This window comes from Pseudomonas aegrilactucae, from assembly GCF_019168305.1.
In the GTDB taxonomy this organism is placed as follows: domain Bacteria; phylum Pseudomonadota; class Gammaproteobacteria; order Pseudomonadales; family Pseudomonadaceae; genus Aquipseudomonas; species Aquipseudomonas aegrilactucae.
This window is the reverse complement of the sequence record NZ_JAHTBI010000031.1, coordinates 1-17,243: the sequence shown is the minus strand read 5'-3', so window position 1 is coordinate 17,243 and position 17,243 is coordinate 1. Positions and strand designations below refer to the sequence as shown.

The 17,243-nt window shown below is 62.3% G+C and carries 14 protein-coding genes; 7 read left to right on the top strand and 7 right to left on the bottom strand.

What is annotated here, in order from left to right; all coding sequences use genetic code 11:
• Positions 1–3 precede the first annotated feature (3 nt).
• The 7 genes from KUO17_RS09390 to KUO17_RS09360 form a co-directional block, all read right to left on the bottom strand.
• A complete protein-coding gene (locus tag KUO17_RS09390) occupies positions 4–1,440 on the bottom strand; it encodes a DUF6384 family protein (RefSeq protein ID WP_217975228.1) in 1,437 nt (478 codons plus the stop codon).
• Positions 1,440–2,579, bottom strand: a complete 1,140-nt coding sequence (locus KUO17_RS09385; protein WP_217975226.1) for a merozoite surface protein 3b — start codon at positions 2,577–2,579, stop codon at positions 1,440–1,442. The genes KUO17_RS09390 and KUO17_RS09385 overlap by 1 nt, the downstream gene beginning before the upstream one ends.
• A gap of 96 nt (positions 2,580–2,675) precedes the next feature.
• Complete coding sequence (locus tag KUO17_RS09380; protein ID WP_217975224.1) at positions 2,676–4,181, bottom strand: coiled-coil domain-containing protein; 1,506 nt, start codon at positions 4,179–4,181, stop codon at positions 2,676–2,678.
• 134 nt (positions 4,182–4,315) lie between these two features.
• Positions 4,316–5,989 carry a 2-isopropylmalate synthase gene (gene leuA / locus KUO17_RS09375; RefSeq protein WP_217975222.1) on the bottom strand — a complete coding sequence of 558 codons (1,674 nt, stop codon included), beginning with the start codon at positions 5,987–5,989 and terminating at the stop codon, positions 4,316–4,318.
• Between the two features lie 311 nt (positions 5,990–6,300).
• Entirely contained in the window at positions 6,301–7,125 is an 825-nt protein-coding gene (locus KUO17_RS09370; RefSeq protein WP_217975219.1) for a M23 family metallopeptidase, read from the bottom strand.
• Positions 7,126–7,128: 3 nt separating this feature from the next.
• Positions 7,129–8,508, bottom strand: a complete 1,380-nt coding sequence (gene xseA, locus KUO17_RS09365) for an exodeoxyribonuclease VII large subunit (protein ID WP_217975217.1) — start codon at positions 8,506–8,508, stop codon at positions 7,129–7,131.
• A gap of 132 nt (positions 8,509–8,640) precedes the next feature.
• Positions 8,641–9,522, bottom strand: a complete 882-nt coding sequence (locus KUO17_RS09360; protein WP_217975216.1) for a LysR family transcriptional regulator — start codon at positions 9,520–9,522, stop codon at positions 8,641–8,643.
• Positions 9,523–9,624: 102 nt separating this feature from the next.
• Between KUO17_RS09360 and KUO17_RS09355 the strand changes: the two genes are divergently transcribed.
• The 7 genes from KUO17_RS09355 (at position 9,625) to KUO17_RS09325 (ending at position 17,107) form a co-directional block, all read left to right on the top strand.
• On the top strand, positions 9,625–10,407 hold the full coding sequence (locus tag KUO17_RS09355) for a sulfite exporter TauE/SafE family protein (protein WP_217975215.1): 783 nt from the start codon (positions 9,625–9,627) through the stop codon (positions 10,405–10,407).
• Between the two features lie 17 nt (positions 10,408–10,424).
• Positions 10,425–10,982, top strand: coding sequence for a sugar ABC transporter ATPase (locus KUO17_RS09350; protein WP_217975214.1), 558 nt, complete (start codon positions 10,425–10,427; stop codon positions 10,980–10,982).
• An 85-nt stretch (positions 10,983–11,067) separates the two neighbouring features.
• Positions 11,068–12,537, top strand: coding sequence for an IMP dehydrogenase (guaB, locus tag KUO17_RS09345; RefSeq protein WP_217975213.1), 1,470 nt, complete (start codon positions 11,068–11,070; stop codon positions 12,535–12,537).
• A 79-nt stretch (positions 12,538–12,616) separates the two neighbouring features.
• Positions 12,617–14,194: a glutamine-hydrolyzing GMP synthase gene (guaA, locus tag KUO17_RS09340; RefSeq protein ID WP_217975212.1), complete on the top strand. Its 1,578-nt coding sequence runs from the start codon at positions 12,617–12,619 to the stop codon at positions 14,192–14,194.
• A gap of 308 nt (positions 14,195–14,502) precedes the next feature.
• A complete protein-coding gene (locus tag KUO17_RS09335; protein WP_217975278.1) occupies positions 14,503–15,711 on the top strand; it encodes a tyrosine-type recombinase/integrase in 1,209 nt (402 codons plus the stop codon).
• Between the two features lie 304 nt (positions 15,712–16,015).
• A complete protein-coding gene (locus KUO17_RS09330) occupies positions 16,016–16,246 on the top strand; it encodes a helix-turn-helix transcriptional regulator (protein WP_024777066.1) in 231 nt (76 codons plus the stop codon).
• Between the two features lie 3 nt (positions 16,247–16,249).
• Positions 16,250–17,107 (top strand): replication protein RepA, encoded by an 858-nt coding sequence (locus KUO17_RS09325; RefSeq protein WP_097085889.1) that lies wholly within the window; start codon positions 16,250–16,252, stop codon positions 17,105–17,107.
• The last annotated feature ends 136 nt before the right edge of the window (positions 17,108–17,243 follow it).

Below are 17,243 nucleotides of genomic sequence, written 5' to 3'. Positions count from 1 at the left end.
GGGTCACCAGTTCAGGATCATGTCGGGCTTGGCGACACGTTTGTTGAATTGCAGGCTCAGCGTGTTCGCTGGCTTGCTGCCCATGTCACGGTCATCGATGTGGCCATCGCTGAGCTTGTCTTCCTTGATCTTCAGGTACTCGGCCTGGCTGACGCGCACGCCAAAATACGAGGCCCAGCGCGATTCGCCGGTTTCCGAACTGGTCACGGGGGCGGAAATGGCATTGCCCGCAGCGTCGACGGCTTCGACCACCAGGTACCAGCTTTTGCCTTGGGCGCTGTCGCCGCCCTGGCCACATAGCGCGTCGTCGTAGCAGCGTTCCACGCCCGACTTGACGCCGCTGCGATCGACCACGCGCAGCTCCAGCGGCTGCTCGGCGAAGTCGAGCATGCTGTCCAGGCTCGACAGGTTGCGCTCGGCCTGGCTGACGTCAAGTTTCTGCAGGGCGCTGCTGATCTGGGCCGACTGCGCGTTGACCACCCGCAGGTCGGCAGGCGGCAGGCGCATCGCGCGGATACGCTGGTCCATCTCGGCCAACTGACGGATCAGAGGCTGCACCTGCTGAATGCGTTCGAGCTGATATTCCAGCTCGGTGACTTCGCGCTTGGCCAGGGCAATGCCCTTGGTGTCGGCGGTGTTGATGGCCTGGTCGGCCACCTCGGCCTGTTGCGCCAGTACCGGGTAGCGCTTGACCCCTTCGCTGTAGGCCGGGTCCTGCATCACCGTCCGCAGCCGCTTGCGCGCGTCAAGCACGCCCTCGGCGTCGGTCAGCGCCTGCTGGCCGTGGCCCAGCACCACGTCGGCGGACTTGCGATGCTTGTCATAGGTATCGACCGCTTGTTGCACGCTGTCACGGTTGTCGCTGTCGATCAGTTGCGGGAAGGGCGGGTGCGCAAGCAGTTCGCGGGCTTGGGCGAGCAGCCCGGCCGCGTTGTTCAGCAACCGGCTGGCGGCAGGCTCGGGAAAGGCCGCGACGCTTTCCTGCAACGTGGCCAGACGGCTCTGCTGCTCGTCCAGCGCGGTGCTCGCCCGTTGAGCGCTGTAGCCATACCCACGTACGTTGTCCTGCACGGTGCTGGTCTTGGCGGTGTCGCTCACCACCCGTGTGCATTGCACCGCGATCAGCGCAATGGCCACCACTTGCAGGATGCGCACGCCTTTCTTGCGGTTGAGCAGCAGCGTGCTGGTCAGGCGTGCGACGCTGCTCTGCGGCGGCGCTTCGAAGCTCAGGCGGCGCGCGAAGAAGTCGCGCACGCCCTGTTCGATCAAGGCGTCGTCGTAGGCGATGCCGTGGCTCTGGTAGTAACTGCGGATACGTGAGGCGACTTCGGCGCGACGCTGCGGCAGGTTCAGGTGCTCCTGCACCTGCATCTGCTGGTGGCGCAGCTGATCCACCACTGCCATGGCGCCGAGCTGTTCGGAGAGTGGAACGGTGCTCATCAGGCGGCCTTGGTCAGCAGCGCGGCGAATTTGCGCTTGGCGTCTTCGACGGCGTCGGCAATGTCGCGTGCGGCATTGCTCGATTCGGCGCGATAGGTATCGGCCATGGCTTTCATGTCGGTCTGGAACGACAGCGTGGCATCGGCCAGGGCGCGCACCGAGTCGACCTTGATGGTCGAGCCATAGCTGGCCTTGACCGCCGCTTCGAGCTGCTGGTTGCCGGTGCTGCCCAGCGATTCCAGGCCTTTGCTGATGCCCTCGGTGGTCGCGTTGAGCGTGTGGGTGGCTTCGGCCAGGCCGCTGTTGGCGGTGAACGACACGGCAAGGCCGGTGAGTACCACTTCATTGGTGGAGAAGAACGACACCATGCGCTGGTATTGGCGCTCCTTGATCACGTGTACCTGGTTGATGCGCGCAAACACCATCTCGGCAGTGTTGTAGCCCACCCGCAGGTCGTCGGCGATGTCCTTGATGATCTGGTAGCGCTTGTCTTCGTCCTGCAGGGCGCGCACCGCTTCGTCGCGGCTCAGTTCCAGCGCGGCGCGGGCGGCGGGCTCGGTGCCTTCGGCGGCGGCGACCTGCTCATTGGCCGCGTTCAGCGCCTGGGTGCGCTGTTCCAGCGCCGCACCGGCAATGGCCAGGACCTGCTGGGCCTCGACCTCTGCCGCTTTCATGGCCATGCGAAAGTCCATGTACGACTCCAGGATCACCGTTTCGCGGGCGATCTGGTCGTTGGCCGATTTGCACACCTGCAGGTAGTTCTCGCGGATATCGGCAAAGCGGCTGGGGATCGAGCCACGGCGCACATTCATCCAGGTCAGCTTGATCTTTTCCATCGCGTCCAGGCGCCCGTCGTCCATCCAGCCGGCCATGGCGGCAGCGTCTTCGCGGATGGAGGTGAAGCTCTGGGTGATGTCCATGAAGCGCGTGGAGATGTCCATGCCTTCGATCTGCTCGCGCACCATGCTGTTGAAGCTGGTGGACTGCTGCAGCACGGTGGCGATGGAGGTGACCTTGGTGGTGTCGTACTGGGCCACGCGGTCCAGCAGTACCAGCACCGGGGCATCCTGAACGGGCTGGATGAAGTTGATGCCGATGGTACGCAGGCTGGTGAGTGCGCGTTCTAGGTACTGGCTCATGGTGTGTCCTTACTACTTGCTGATTGAGGTCAGCCGCAGGGGCTGTAGGGCGCGCGGCGAGTATATCGCCGCTTGTGTCGGGGTGGCTGGCTCGGGTCAGAAGCTGTCGGTGGTGCGAAAGCCTCCGCCGCCGGACTTGCCGCTGGTGCTGAAACCGCCGGCACTGCCACTGCTGCTTCTACTGCCACTGCCACTGCCACTGCTACTGCTACTGTTTCTATTGCTGCTACTGCTGCCGCTTTTTTTGCGGCCACTGCTGCTCTGGCCGCTACTGCGACTGGCGCTGCTCACCTCTGCCCCAACGGTGATGATCACGCTGGCGACATTGAGCAGGACCGAGACGCCGTCCATCAGGGTAATGCCATCGGCGCTGGATTCGGCACGTGCGGGCTCGGCAAAGTTGCGGATGTAGCGCCGCACTTCTTCCAGGGTACTGGTGCCGTCCATGAACGCGTTGATCAGCGCCTGGTAGTCAATGTGGTCGCTGTACTTGAAGTGGTTGAGGTCTTCGCGCAGCGCACGCTCCAGCGTCTTGGCCTGCTGGTAGCGGGCCTCGGTGCGGGCATGGGCCTGCGTGGCGTCGGCCAGGCGCTGCGTGGCAGCGGTCAATTGCGGATACAGCCCCTGCAGCTCGCGAGCAAGCTCGTCGTCGGCAGGGTCCGGCGTGTTTTTCGCGTCTTCGAGCAGTTGATCGATCGTCTTGCTCTTGAGCATATCGGTTACCCAGCCACAGGCGCGCTGGTAGTACGGGTCCTGGTTGAGGGTGAACTCGGCCAGTTGCTGCTGGATCGCGTTGGCCTGGCGCTTGGTGGCGAGCACCTGTTGCTCCAGGCTGGCGCGCTCGGCCTGCAGGCGTTGGATCTCAGCCTCCAGGTGCTGGATGCCGGGCTGGCTTCGGGCTTGTGTCAGTGATGCCTGGGCCTGCTCGGCGAGGGTGTCCAGCCGGGCAGTGCGTTCAGCCTGCGCGGCTTCGTTGAAGGTGTGCATGTTCTGCAGGTGCAATTCGTTTGCGCGGTTGCCCGCGTAGTCGACCTGCCTGGCCAGCCAGCCATCGAGCAGGCGGCCGAGCATGAACGCGCGGTACTGCGGCGTAGCGAAATGGCGCTCGCGCAGGTACCTGTATACCCGGTTCTGCTCGAACGCAGGCAGTTTGTCGGCGCACTCCTGACGGATCTCCAGATAGCCGCTCGCCGCTTCCTGGTTGGCCGCAACGGCCTGCTCCAGGTCCAGCGCCAGGCGCGCACGCTCAGGGTCCTGAGCCAGGGTCTGGTTGATCTGTGCCGCCAGGCTATCGAGGCGCTGCTGGTGCGCCGCCTTGGTCTCCAGCAGTCGGGCGATACCCTGTTGCGAGACGTCCAGTTCCTGTTGCAGCGTGCTGATGGCCTGCTGGCGCCCCTGCAGTGCTGCCTGTGCGTTCTGCTCCAGCGCGGGGCTGTGCACCAGGTGCAGCGAGGCAATTGCGCGCAGGCGCTTGATGATCTGCTGCTCCAGCTGCAGCTCATGCTGCTTTGCCGCGTTCAGGGCGTGTTCGCTGTTTTGCTTGAGCAACTCATGGCCGCGTGAGTTGTGGGCAAAAAAGTGAATAAAGGTCTCAGGGGTCATCAGGGTTCTTCCATGAGCTCTGAACGGCAGAGTGGGTTCGAAGCGGGGGAGTATACCGGCCGTTCACCGCACGCACACAAAAATGCCCGCCTCCAGGAGGCGGGCATTTCAGTGGGGCAACCAGGCCATACCGTTTACGCAGCCTTGGCAGCCTGCTGGCTCAGCGAGCGGTTCAGTGCGCTGAACAGCGCCTTGAAGCTGGCGGTGGTGATGTTTTCATCGATACCCACGCCATGCACAGGGCGCCCGCCGGCCACGCGCAGCTCGATGTAGGCCGCAGCCTTGGCGTTGGTGCCTGCACCAATGGCGTGCTCGTTGTAGTCCATGATTTCCACGGCTACCGGCAGGCCGGCGACCAGGGCTTCGAGGGCGCCATTGCCCTTGCCGCGCCAGTGCAGGGTGGTCTCGCCTTCACCCGCCACTTCCACTTCCACCGCGCTGTGGCCGTTCTCTTCCTGCAGGCGATGGCTGACCAGTGCGTATGGCGCGTTGGCTTGCAGGTACTCGCTCTGCAACAGCTTGTAGATCTGCTGGGCGGTCATTTCCAGGCCCAGGCGATCGGTCTCGCCCTGTACCACCTGGCTGAACTCGATCTGCATGCGGCGCGGCAGGCTGATGCCGTATTCCTGTTCGAGCAGGTAGGTGATGCCGCCCTTGCCCGACTGGCTGTTGACGCGAATCACCGCCTCGTAGCTGCGGCCGATGTCGGCCGGGTCGATCGGCAGGTACGGCACTTCCCACAGGGTGTCGTCTTTCTGCTGGGTGAAGCCCTTGCGGATCGCATCCTGGTGCGAGCCGGAGAACGCGGTGTGCACCAGGTCGCCCACATACGGGTGACGCGGGTGCACCGGGATCTGGTTGCACTCCTCGACCACCTTGCGTACGCCGTCGATGTCGGAGAAGTCCAGTTCGGGGTCTACACCCTGGGTGTAGAGGTTCAGCGCCAGGGTCACCAGGTCGACGTTGCCGGTACGCTCGCCGTTGCCGAACAGGCAGCCTTCGACACGGTCGGCACCGGCCATCAGGCCCAGTTCGGTGGCGGCCACGCCGGTGCCACGGTCGTTGTGGGTGTGCAGGCTGATCAGCACGCTGTCCCGGCGCGACACGTTGCGCCCGAACCATTCGATCTGGTCGGCATAGATGTTCGGCGTCGACACTTCGACAGTGGCCGGCAGGTTGAGGATCACCTTGTGGTCCGGGGTCGGGTTCCACACCTCGATCACCGCGTCGCAGACTTCCTTGGCGAACTCAAGCTCGGTGGCGCTGAAGGTCTCTGGCGAGTACTGGAACGTCCAGTGGGTCTCGGGCTGCTGGGCGGCGTACTTGACGAACAGCTTGGCCGCGTTCACCGCGATGTCTTTTACGCCTTGTTTGTCCTGGTTGAAGACGATCTTGCGGAACGACGGCGAGGTGGCGTTGTACAGGTGCACGATGGCCTTCTTGGCCCCGCGCAGCGACTCGAAGGTACGCGCGATCAGGTCTTCACGGGCCTGGGTCAGCACCTGGATGGTGGTGTCGTCCGGGATGTGGCCGTCTTCGATCAGGGTGCGCACGAAGTCGAAGTCGGTTTGCGAGGCCGAAGGGAACGAGGCCTCGATTTCTTTCACGCCCACGCTGACCAGGGTCTTCCAGAAGCGCAGCTTCTTGACCGCGTCCATCGGCTCGATCAGCGACTGGTTGCCGTCGCGCAGGTCCGAGCTGCACCAGATCGGCGCGGCGGTGATGGTCTTCGATGGCCAGGTACGGTCAGGCAGGTCGACCTGAGCGAAGGCACGGTATTTTTTCGAAGGGTCTTTGAGCATGGTCATGAAAGCAATCCTTAGTGTGCGGCCTTGAAAAGGGCCCGCCGAACGTACACGAGAGATGAATGGGCGAGGCGACGCGATTCAGCTTGGTAGTCGGGCACTGACCAGGCAAAGGCTGCGATGTTGGCGAAGCAGAATGAGGGTGTGCATGGTTTTCATGCCTCAACCCTAACCAGTGGGGTGAAAGATGGCAAGCACTGAGAAAAAATTGAGAGGAATGCTTAAAAAGTGCAGATGGGCGAGATTTTATAGCGGACTCAAATCAAAAAGACCGCGCCAGTTGCGCGGTCTTTTTGATTGGCGCAAGGCTGGCCTCAGGGCTGGAAGGCGCCGATGAAGATCGCCGGATCGACCCGCGCGTCGTTCAGGCTGACGTTCCAGTGCATGTGTGGCCCGGTGGCCCGGCCCGTGGAGCCGACCCGCCCGACAATGGCGCCGCGGCTCAACTGCTGGCCTGGCTTCACGTCGATTTTCGACAGGTGGCAGAACATGCTGATGAAGCCCTGGCCGTGGTCGACGAACACCGTGTTGCCGTTGAAGAAGTAGTTGCCGATCAGAATCACCTTGCCGTTGGCCGGGGTCTTGATCGGTGTGCCGGCGGGTACGGCGAAGTCCAGCCCGGCATGCGGGTTGCGCTCTTCGCCGTTGAAGAAGCGGCGCACGCCGAACTTGCTCGACAGCGGGCCGTTGACCGGCTTGTCGAGGATCAGGTTGCTCGGCAGGGTGGGGCTGAAGCTGCGGTAGGCCTTGAGCTGTTCGGCCAGCTCGCCTTCGATGCGCTTGAGGTCGGCGGGGTTCGGGTTGACCTGGCGCTGGTTCTTCAGGGTGATGCGCTGTTCGGGGTACTTCTTGCTGCCGACCGTGAAGGTCAGCGTGCGTCCGCCTTGGGTGAGGCTGGCGGTGCCGGGCTTCTGGGTCAGCGGCAGGCCGACGATGGCCAGCCATGTGTCCTGTTCGCGCACCACCAGCACCGGCTTGCCGTCGAAACGGGCGCTGGGGGCCTGGGCAGCCGGGCCGAGGTTGACCACCGCCACGCCACCGGGCACCGGCTTGTTCAGCTGGCGGGTGATGTAGCTGGCGTGGGCGCTGCTGGCGAACAGCAGGCAGAGTGCAAGCAGAGGGGCAAACAGTCGGGGCATGTGTCAGTCCAGTAGGGAAAGCGTGACCGGGGTCAGGTGGTTGTCCTCGACCCGCACCTGCAACTCGCCTTCGCCCAGGCGGGCGGTCAGGCGCTGGCCGTTGCGGGTCTGGGCGGCGCTGCGAATGGCCTGGCCGCGCTCGTCGAGCAGGATGCTGTAGCCGCGGCTGAGGGTTGCCAGCGGGCTGACCACCTGCAGGGTCTGTACCTGTGCCTGGAGTTGCTGGCGGCGGGTGGTGAGGGTGTGGCGCATGGCCCGAGGCAGGCGCTCGGCGAGGTTGTCCAGACGTTGCTTGAGCAGCGTCAGGGCGCGGCCGGGGTGCTGCGCGGCCAGGCGCGTGTCGAGGCGCGCCAGGCGCTCGCGGCGCTGGTTCAGGCGTTGCTCGAAAGCCCGGCGCAGGCGCATGTCCAGGTCGTCGAGGCGCTGGGCCTGTTGGCGCAGGCGTTCGCCTGGGTGGCGCAGGCGCCGGGCCAGGCTGTCCAGGCGCAGGCGGTCATGCGCCAGGCGATGCTGGATGCGCAGCAGCAGGCGGCGTTGCAGGCTTTCGAGGCGCCGTTGCAGGTCGCTGCTGTCGGGTGCCAGCAGTTCGGCGGCGGCCGAGGGCGTGGGGGCGCGTACATCGGCGACGAAGTCGCTGATCGACACGTCGGTCTCATGGCCCACGGCGCTGACGATCGGCGTGACGCAGGCGGCGATGGCGCGGGCCACGGCCTCTTCGTTGAAGCACCAGAGGTCTTCCAGCGAGCCGCCGCCGCGCGCCAGGATCAGCGCGTCGAAGCCTTGCGCGTCGGCGCGCTGCAGGGCACGTACGATCTGGTTGATGGCTTCGCGGCCTTGCACGGCGGTGGGGATCAGGGTCAGTTCGACCTGCGGCGCACGGCGGCGGAACACGCTGATGATGTCGCGGATCACCGCGCCCGTGGGCGAGCTGATGATACCGATGCGTTGCGGGTGGGCGGGCAGGGCGCGCTTGCCTTCGCTGCTGAACAGGCCTTCATTGCCAAGCTTTTCCTTGAGCGCATCGAAGGCCAGGCGCAGCGCACCGTCGCCGGCGGGTTCCACCGTGTCGAGGATCAGTTGGTAGTCGCCACGGCCTTCGAACAGCGAGACCTTGCCGCGTACTTTGACTGCCAGGCCGTCGCGCAGCGCCTGGCGTACGCGGGCGGCGTTGTTGCGAAACAGGGCGCAGCGCACCTGGGCGCCGCTGTCCTTGAGGGTGAAATAGACGTGGCCGGAGGCGGGGCGGGCGAGGTTGGAGATTTCGCCTTCGACCCAGATATTGCTGAACACGTCCTCGAGCAGCACGCGGGCGCGGCCGTTGAGCTGGCTGACGGTAAGGACTTCGCGGTCCAGGCCGAGTCTTTCGAAGGGGTCTTTGATCATGCCGGGCATCATAAAGGGATTTTGGCTGGCTTTGTATTGGCCTCTCTGGTCTCTTCGCTGGCAAGCCAGCTCCCACAGGGTTTTGTAGTGTCCACAACACCTGTGGGAGCTGGCTTGCCAGCGAAAGGGCCCTCAGCCTTGCAGATGCGCCAGCACCTGCTGCACCAACGGCCCGGCATCGCGCCGATAGGCCAGCGCCACCGTGCTCGTGCACCCCTCATCGGCCAACGCCACCCAGCGCAGCCCCGCTGGTGCAATATCGCGCATGCACTGCGGCAGCAGCGCCACGCCGAACCCGGCCTGGATCAACTGCAACTGCGTGGTCTTGCGCGACACCACCCGCGCGGCGCTGGGAAAGAACCCTTCGCGCATGCACAGCTGCGCCGACAGGTAGCTCAGCCCGCCGCGCTGGCGATGCGGGATGGAAATGAACGCTTCGTCGCGCAGTTCCTTCAAGTACACACGCTCCTGATCGGCCAGCGGATGCTCGGCGGCCACCGCCAGCAACAGCGGCTCCTCGAACAGGGGCGCCACGCACACCCCTTCGTGCTGACGCAGCACCGGCAGACGCAGCAGCCCAAGTTCCAGGCGCCCGTCAGCCAGCTCTTCCAGTTGCGCCTCCGAGGACGCCTGGGCGATTTCCATGGACACACCGGGGTTGTCCTGCAGGTAACCGCTCAGGCGGGTGAGCAGGGCGCCGGTCAGCGGTACGGTGCTGGAGTGGCTCAGGCGCAGGCTGCCGAGCAGGCCCTGGCCGATTTCAGTGGCCAGGCGGCTGGCCTTGTCGAGATCGCCAAGCAAGGTGCGAGCCCGCGGCAGAAAGGCCAGCCCGGCGGCAGTCAGGCGTGGTTGGCGCGCCGTGCGCTCGAACAGAGGGGTGTCCAGCTGTCCCTCCAGTTCCTTTATCTGGCGGCTCAGTGCCGACTGCGCCACGCACAGGCGCTCGGCGGCGGCGCTGAAACTGCCCGAATCGGCAATTTCCACGAAGTAGCGCAACTGGCGGGTAGAAATCATCTGTCATGCCTTTTCGAGATGGCTGGTGGCTGAATTACATATTAGTCGGCATGGCTCACCCATGGCTAAAGTTCAGCTGTCACCAACGTCAGAGGCAAGTGCATGCTTTCTACCCTGCTCGACCCATTGCCCTTCACCGCTACCCAGTGGCTGCCCATCCTGCTCGGCGTGGGTGCGGCGTATATCGTGTTCGGCATCGCCGGCTTCGGCACCGCGCTGGTGGCCGGCCCGATCCTGATCAATTTCATGCCGCTGTCTCGCATCATCCCGCTGCTGGTGCTGCTGGACTTCGTCGCCGCCTTCGGCAACTGGCTGCCGGCACGCAAGGCCGTGGTGCGTGGCGAGCTGTTGCGGCTGTTGCCGTTCATGGCCATCGGCTGCACCCTGGGGGTGGTGTTCCTGCTGAACCTGAAGTCCGACCTGCTGCTGTTGCTGATGGGGCTGTTCATCACGGCCTACGCGCTCTACAGCCTGGCGGTGAAGGTCAAGCCGGCGCATCTGGCTGCTGGCTGGTCAGTGCCGATGGGCACCGTGGGCGGCTTGTTCGGTGCGCTGTTCGGCAGCGGCGGCTTTCTGTACGCCCTCTACCTGAATGCCCGGCTCGACTCCAAGGACCAGGCTCGCGCCACCCAGAGCGCGCTGATCAGCTGCAGCACGGTGGTGCGCCTGAGCCTGTTCCTGGTCGCCGGGGTGTATGCCGACCTGCCGCTGTTGCTGCTTGCTCTGTGCCTGCTGCCGATGATGGGCGCCGGGCTGTGGGCTGGCCGCCGGCTGACCCTGAACATGTCCCGCGAAGCCTTCGTGCGCCTGGTCACCTGGCTGGTGCTGGCCAGCGGCATCGCACTGATCGGGCGCTACCTGAGTGAGGTAAACTGGCAGCTTTAACCTGTTCGGCCGCCGCCATGACTACCCAGAGCATCATCGTCCCCAAGCTCTCCACCGTACCGGTGCACGAGCCCCGCGCCCGCGCCATCCTGCGCTGGCTGGTACGCGAGAAGGTGATCGAAGAGCAGCTCAGCACCTGCGGGCGCACCGGCAACCGAATGGCCTATGCCATCGCCGAAGGCGCGCGCAAGGTCGTCGAGCGGCCAGAGCGGCTGCCCTATGGCCAGCCGGTCAATGGCCTGGAGGTCATCTACAAGCGCTGCATCTATACGCCCACCGAAGGCTTTCTTGAAGAAGCCGGCTGCTCGGAATGTCGCAAGGAAGTCGGGGTGGAGCTGTTCGCCAGCCTGGAAGAGTGGATGCCCGGCATCAGCGACAACTTCACCTGCCCGCGCTGCGGCCATGAAGACGACATCAACGGCTTCCTGTTCCTGCAGCCCTGTGCCTTTTCCAACCTGGGGTTCATCTTCAATAACTGGAGCGAGGCGGTTTTCAGGCAGTCCTTCATCGACGCCTTTGCCGACTGGCTCGACCAGCCGGTGGCCGTGGTGCAGGTCAAGCTGCAAGGCAACTGACCGAAGGCCCATCTTTACATTGAGTCAAACGGCGCGCATGAGTATAATGGCGCGCTTCCATTTTTCCCGCCCGGGAGCCCCCGCGATGCTGCGTATCAGCCAAGAAGCCCTGACCTTCGACGACATTCTTCTAGTACCTGGTTATTCCGAGGTGCTACCCAACGAAGTCAGTCTCAAGACCCGTTTGACCCGTGGCATCGAGCTGAATATTCCACTGGTTTCCGCCGCCATGGACACCGTCACCGAAGCCCGTCTGGCCATTGCCATGGCTCAGGAAGGCGGCATCGGCATCATCCACAAGAACATGACCATCGAGCAGCAAGCTGGCGAAGTGCGCAAGGTCAAGAAGTTCGAAGCCGGCGTGGTCAAGGACCCGATCACCATCGAGGCCGACGCCACCGTACGTGACCTGTTCGAACTGACCCGTCTGCACAACATCTCCGGTGTGCCGGTTCTGCACGATGGCGACCTGGTCGGCATCGTCACCTCCCGCGACGTACGTTTCGAAAACCGCCTCGACGCCACCGTGCGTGAAGTGATGACGCCCAAAGAGCGTCTGGTCACGGTCATGGAAGGCGCCGACAAGAACGACGCCCGCGAGCTGCTGCACAAGCACCGCATCGAGCGCGTGCTGATCGTCGACGAAAAGTTCGCCCTCAAGGGCATGATGACCGTCAACGACATCGAAAAAGCCAAGGCCTACCCGCTGGCCAGCAAGGACGACCAGGGTCGCCTGCGCGTCGGTGCTGCGGTCGGTACCGGCAAGGACACCGGTGACCGCGTGGCGGCACTGGTTGCAGCCGGCGTCGACGTGGTGGTGGTCGACACCGCCCACGGTCACTCCAAGGGCGTGATCGACCGCGTGCGCTGGGTCAAGCAGAACTTCCCTGAGGTGCAGGTGATCGGCGGCAACATCGCCACCGGCGCTGCCGCCAAGGCCCTGGCCGAAGCCGGCGCCGATGCGGTCAAGGTCGGTATCGGCCCTGGCTCGATCTGCACCACGCGTATCGTTGCCGGTGTCGGCGTGCCGCAGATCAGCGCCATCGCCAATGTGGCCGCCGCGCTGGAAGGCACCGGCGTACCGCTGATCGCCGACGGTGGCATCCGCTTCTCCGGTGACCTGTCCAAGGCCATCGTCGCCGGCGCCAGCGCCGTGATGATGGGCTCGATGTTCGCCGGTACCGAAGAGGCCCCGGGCGAGATCGAGCTGTTCCAGGGTCGTTCGTACAAGGCTTACCGCGGCATGGGTTCGCTGGGCGCCATGTCCCAGGCCCAGGGCTCGTCCGACCGTTACTTCCAGGACTCCTCGGCCGGTGCCGAGAAGCTGGTACCGGAAGGTATCGAAGGCCGCGTGCCGTACAAGGGCACCCTGACCGCGATCATTCACCAGCTGATGGGCGGCCTGCGTTCCTCGATGGGTTACACCGGCAGCGCCAACATCGAAGAGATGCGCACTAAGCCTGAATTCGTGCGCATCACCGGTGCCGGCATGGCCGAGTCCCACGTGCATGACGTGCAGATCACCAAGGAAGCGCCAAACTACCGCGTAGGTTGATGCTCCTGGCAATACCTGTAAGCGGGGCTGTTCACGACAGCCCCGCGTCGTTTCCGATTACCACTGACGAGATTGAGTCATGGCCCTCGACATTCACGCTCACCGTATCCTGATCCTCGACTTCGGTTCCCAGTACACCCAGCTGATCGCCCGCCGCGTGCGCGAAATCGGCGTGTACTGCGAGCTGCACCCGTTCGACATGGACGACGAGGCGATTCGCGAATTCGCCCCGCGTGGCATCATCCTGGCCGGCGGCCCCGAGTCGGTGCACGAAGCCGACAGCCCGCGCGCGCCACAGGCCGTATGGGACCTGGGCGTACCGGTATTCGGTATCTGCTACGGCATGCAGACCATGGCCGAGCAGCTGGGCGGCAAGGTTGAAGGTTCCGAGCTGCGCGAGTTCGGCTACGCCCGTGTCGACGTGGTCGGCAAGAGCCGCCTGCTCGACGGCATCGAAGACCACGTCGACGCTGACGGCGTATTCGGCCTGGACGTATGGATGAGCCACGGTGACAAGGTCACCCGCATCCCTGAAGACTTCCACATCCTGGCCAGCACTCCGAGCTGCCCGATCGCCGGCATGTTCAACGATGCCCGCGGCTACTATGGCGTGCAGTTCCACCCGGAAGTGACCCACACCAAGCAGGGCGGTCGCATCCTGTCGCGCTTCATCCTCGACATCTGCGGCTGCGAAGCGCTGTGGACCCCGTCGAAAATCGCCGAAGACGCGATTGCCCAGGTACGTGCCCAGGTCGGTACCGACAACGTGCTGCTCGGCCTGTCGGGCGGCGTCGACTCCTCGGTGGTTGCGGCGCTGCTGCACAAGGCCATTGGCGACCAGCTGACCTGCGTGTTCGTCGACAACGGCCTGCTGCGCCTGCACGAAGGTGAGCAAGTGATGGCCATGTTCGCCGAGAACATGGGCGTCAAGGTCATCCGCGCCAACGCCGAAGACCAGTTCCTGAACAACCTGGCCGGCGAAGCCGACCCGGAGAAGAAGCGCAAGATCATTGGCCGTACCTTCATCGACGTGTTCGATGCCGAGTCGACCAAGCTGCACAACATCAAGTACCTGGCCCAGGGCACCATCTACCCGGACGTGATCGAGTCGGCTGGTGCCAAGAGCGGCAAGGCCCACGTGATCAAGTCGCACCACAACGTGGGTGGCCTGCCGGAGGAGATGAACCTCAAGCTGGTCGAGCCGCTGCGTGAGCTGTTCAAGGATGAAGTGCGTCGCCTGGGCCTGGAGCTGGGCCTGCCGTACGACATGGTCTACCGTCACCCGTTCCCGGGCCCGGGCCTGGGTGTGCGCATCCTGGGTGAAGTGAAGAAGGAATACGCCGACCTGCTGCGTCGTGCCGACCACATCTTCATCGAAGAGCTGCGCAAGGCCGACTGGTACCACAAGGTCAGCCAGGCCTTCGTGGTGTTCCAGCCGGTGAAATCGGTGGGCGTGGTCGGTGATGGCCGTCGTTACGCGTGGGTCGTGGCGCTGCGTGCGGTCGAGACCATCGACTTCATGACGGCGCGTTGGGCGCACCTGCCGTACGAATTGCTGGAAACGGTAAGCGGCCGCATCATCAACGAGATCGAAGGCATCTCGCGCGTTACCTACGACGTGTCGAGCAAGCCGCCTGCGACGATCGAGTGGGAATGATTGGGCGTCCGGCATTGTCCGGCACCAACTAGCAAGAAATGCCCTGGAGCCCGCGTAATTGCGGGCTTTTAGCTTTTTGGGTCTGGCAAATTCTGGCAGCTTTGTGCATCGCCAAGCACCGTGTTTGTATGGCATGGTACGGGGCATTGACTGAGCTAAATGCCATGTTCGGTGCTCGATACCATGTCGACCTAGTAGGGAAGGGCATGGTATCAAATCTCATCATCAGCCCGGTTTCATTGGGTTTTATCGTGGTGCATGAGTGCTTTTCTGAACATGGTATTTTTTCCATGGAATCCGTAACTGCCATGCTGACCGATACCAAGCTGCGTAACCTCAAACCGCAAGAAAAACTCTACAAGGTGAACGACCGCGACGGGCTGTACGTGGCCGTCACTGCTGCCGGTTCCATCTCATTTCGTTACAACTACTCAATCAATGGCCGTCAGGAGACCATAACGTTCGGTCGTTATGGCGTGGGTGGCATCACACTTGCGGAAGCCAGAGAGCGCCTGGGCGAGGCTAAAAAGATGGTTTCGGCGGGTAAGTCACCTGCCAAAGAGAAAGCCCGTGCCAAGGCACGCACCAAAGGGGCAGAGACGTTTGATGCGTGGGCTGAGAAATGGCTGCGTGGGTATCAGATGGCTGACTCGACGCGCGACATGCGCCGATCGGTTTACGAGCGCGAGCTAAAGCCGCACTTCGGTAATCAGAAACTGGTGGAAATTAATCATAAGGATCTGCGAACGCTGACTGATGCAATTGTGGAGCGTGGAGCTCCCGCCACGGCCGTTCACTCCCGCGAGATTGTGATGCAGGTATTCCGATGGGCGATAGAGCGTGGCCAGAAGGTCGAGAATCCGGCTGATCTGGTTCGTCCTGCAAGCATCGCTAAATTCGAGCCACGTGACCGTGCTTTGGGGCCTGACGAAATCGCGTTGATGTATCAGTACCTGGACCGCATCGGCACCGCCTCCTCCGTTAGGGTGGCCGCTAAGCTGTTATTGCTGACCATGGTCCGCAAAAGTGAGTTGACCAACGCTACCTGGAACGAGATCAATTTCAGCGAAGCCTTGTGGACCATTCCGAAAGAGCGGATGAAGCGGCGCAATCCCCATTTGGTGTTCTTATCTCAGCAGGCGCTGGATTTTTTCATTGCTCTGAAGACGTTTGCCGGTGGTTCGGATTACGTCTTTCCCTCTCGGTACGATTCCGATTTGCCAATGAGCACCGCGACGATCAATCAGGTGCTGACGCTGACCTATCGGCTTGCGCAAAAAGAAGGGCAGACACTGAGTAAGTTCGGACCGCATGATTTGAGGCGCACAGCAAGCACGCTGCTGCATGAGGCGGGTTACAACTCAGACTGGATTGAGAAGTGCCTTGCACACGAGCAGAAGGGCGTACGCGCCGTTTACAACAAGGCTGAATACCGCGATCAGCGTCGGGCGATGTTGCAGGATTGGGCGGATATGATTGACGAGTGGACGCTGAAAAAAACGCGTTCAGAGAGTTGATTCCGTTTTTCGTGAGGGGATAAGCGGAAGCTGATCTATTTTTCTCTATCAAAAAACCACATTCGTGTTTTTTTTTTCTGTCCGGAAACTACCCGTTTGTGGGACACATTTTTTTTGAGGTTTCTGGCGGAAAAAACTCCTGAAAGAACAATGACATCGCGTTGTCTCTTTTGTCCGGAACTATACGTTTGTCGGACAGTAAGATACTGATTTTGAAAGGAATAAATTCATAAATATGGGTGGAGTGCTCTGGAAATATGGGGCAATAATCGAACCTCAAATGCGACAAAACGAGGAGTTCGGTGTGGAAAAAGAATCGAGGAAGTCGAGCAAAGTGCTCATTAGCAAAAAGCAATTGCTGGCAATGATCCCCTTGTGTGAGCGGACGATTTATAACTTCGAAAAGCAGGGGAAATTCCCTCGTCGTATTGCCGTTAGCAGCCGGAAGGTCGTTTGGGATTTGGAAGAGGTCGAGACATGGATTGATACGTGCAGGCAATCCGGCCCGGCCACGCGTCCCGGAATGGGAGCTTGAGTTGTGGCGACTGATTTATTGAACATTGCAGCCAACATTGCGGCTTTCCCGCCTGAAGACATAGCCTTTACCCATGCAGTACTTTGCCAAGTTGGCTTGCCCCGCTCCAAGGTGGAAGGACAGGTTTTCATGCGCCAGAGCGGCGCGGCATGGGTCAACATACAGTCTGGCTACCTAGACGAAGGTAACGGTCCGATATTGCAGCCTATCCCTTATGGCGCTATGCCCCGCCTTGCGCTAGCTTGGGTGTCTACCATCGCCGTGCGCAACAAAGAGCGTGAAATCAGGATAGGCGATAGTGCGGCCGAGTTCCTGCGTCTGATGGGGATGGGCGATGACGGGCGCCGTTACTCCACTCTCCGTAAACAGATGCACGCACTAGCAGCGTGCCGCTTGCAACTCGGATTCAAGGGGCGTACCTACAATGGCCAGCCCATCGAGCAATTTGACGCCTGGATAGCGAACCGCAATAGTAAACAGCGGCTACTATGGCCCGGCAAGATGGTGCTTTCCGAGGGGTATTTCAATTCCCTTATTGATAGCGCCGTACCTCTAGATAACCGAGCTCTAATTGCCCTCAAGGGCTCAGCGCTGGCCTTGGACATATATTCTTGGCTGGCTCACCGGTTGCATCGGATCGAGGGCAGGGGGACAAAGCTATACTGGAAGCCCCTGCGCGAGCAGTTTGCGCAGGAATACACTGGAAAGGACCCTGATAAGGATTTTAAGAAGAAATTCGTTCCGGCGTTACGCAAGGTGCTTGCGGTATACCCGCAAGCCAAGGTTAGTCAAATTAGGGGAGGTTTTCTTCTCGTCGGATCGCCGCCGCCGATCCCCTATAAGGGTGGCCCGCTCAAATGATGCTGCCTCTATGTTTCCCTCAATCGTCTCGCGAAATCGGACCCTTTGATCCCCGCCAATTCACGCTCACAGCTGAGCCCCTTTTTTTCTACGTACCCACGCTGCTAGCGTAACTGCAGTAAGCGTCCGCCGAAGT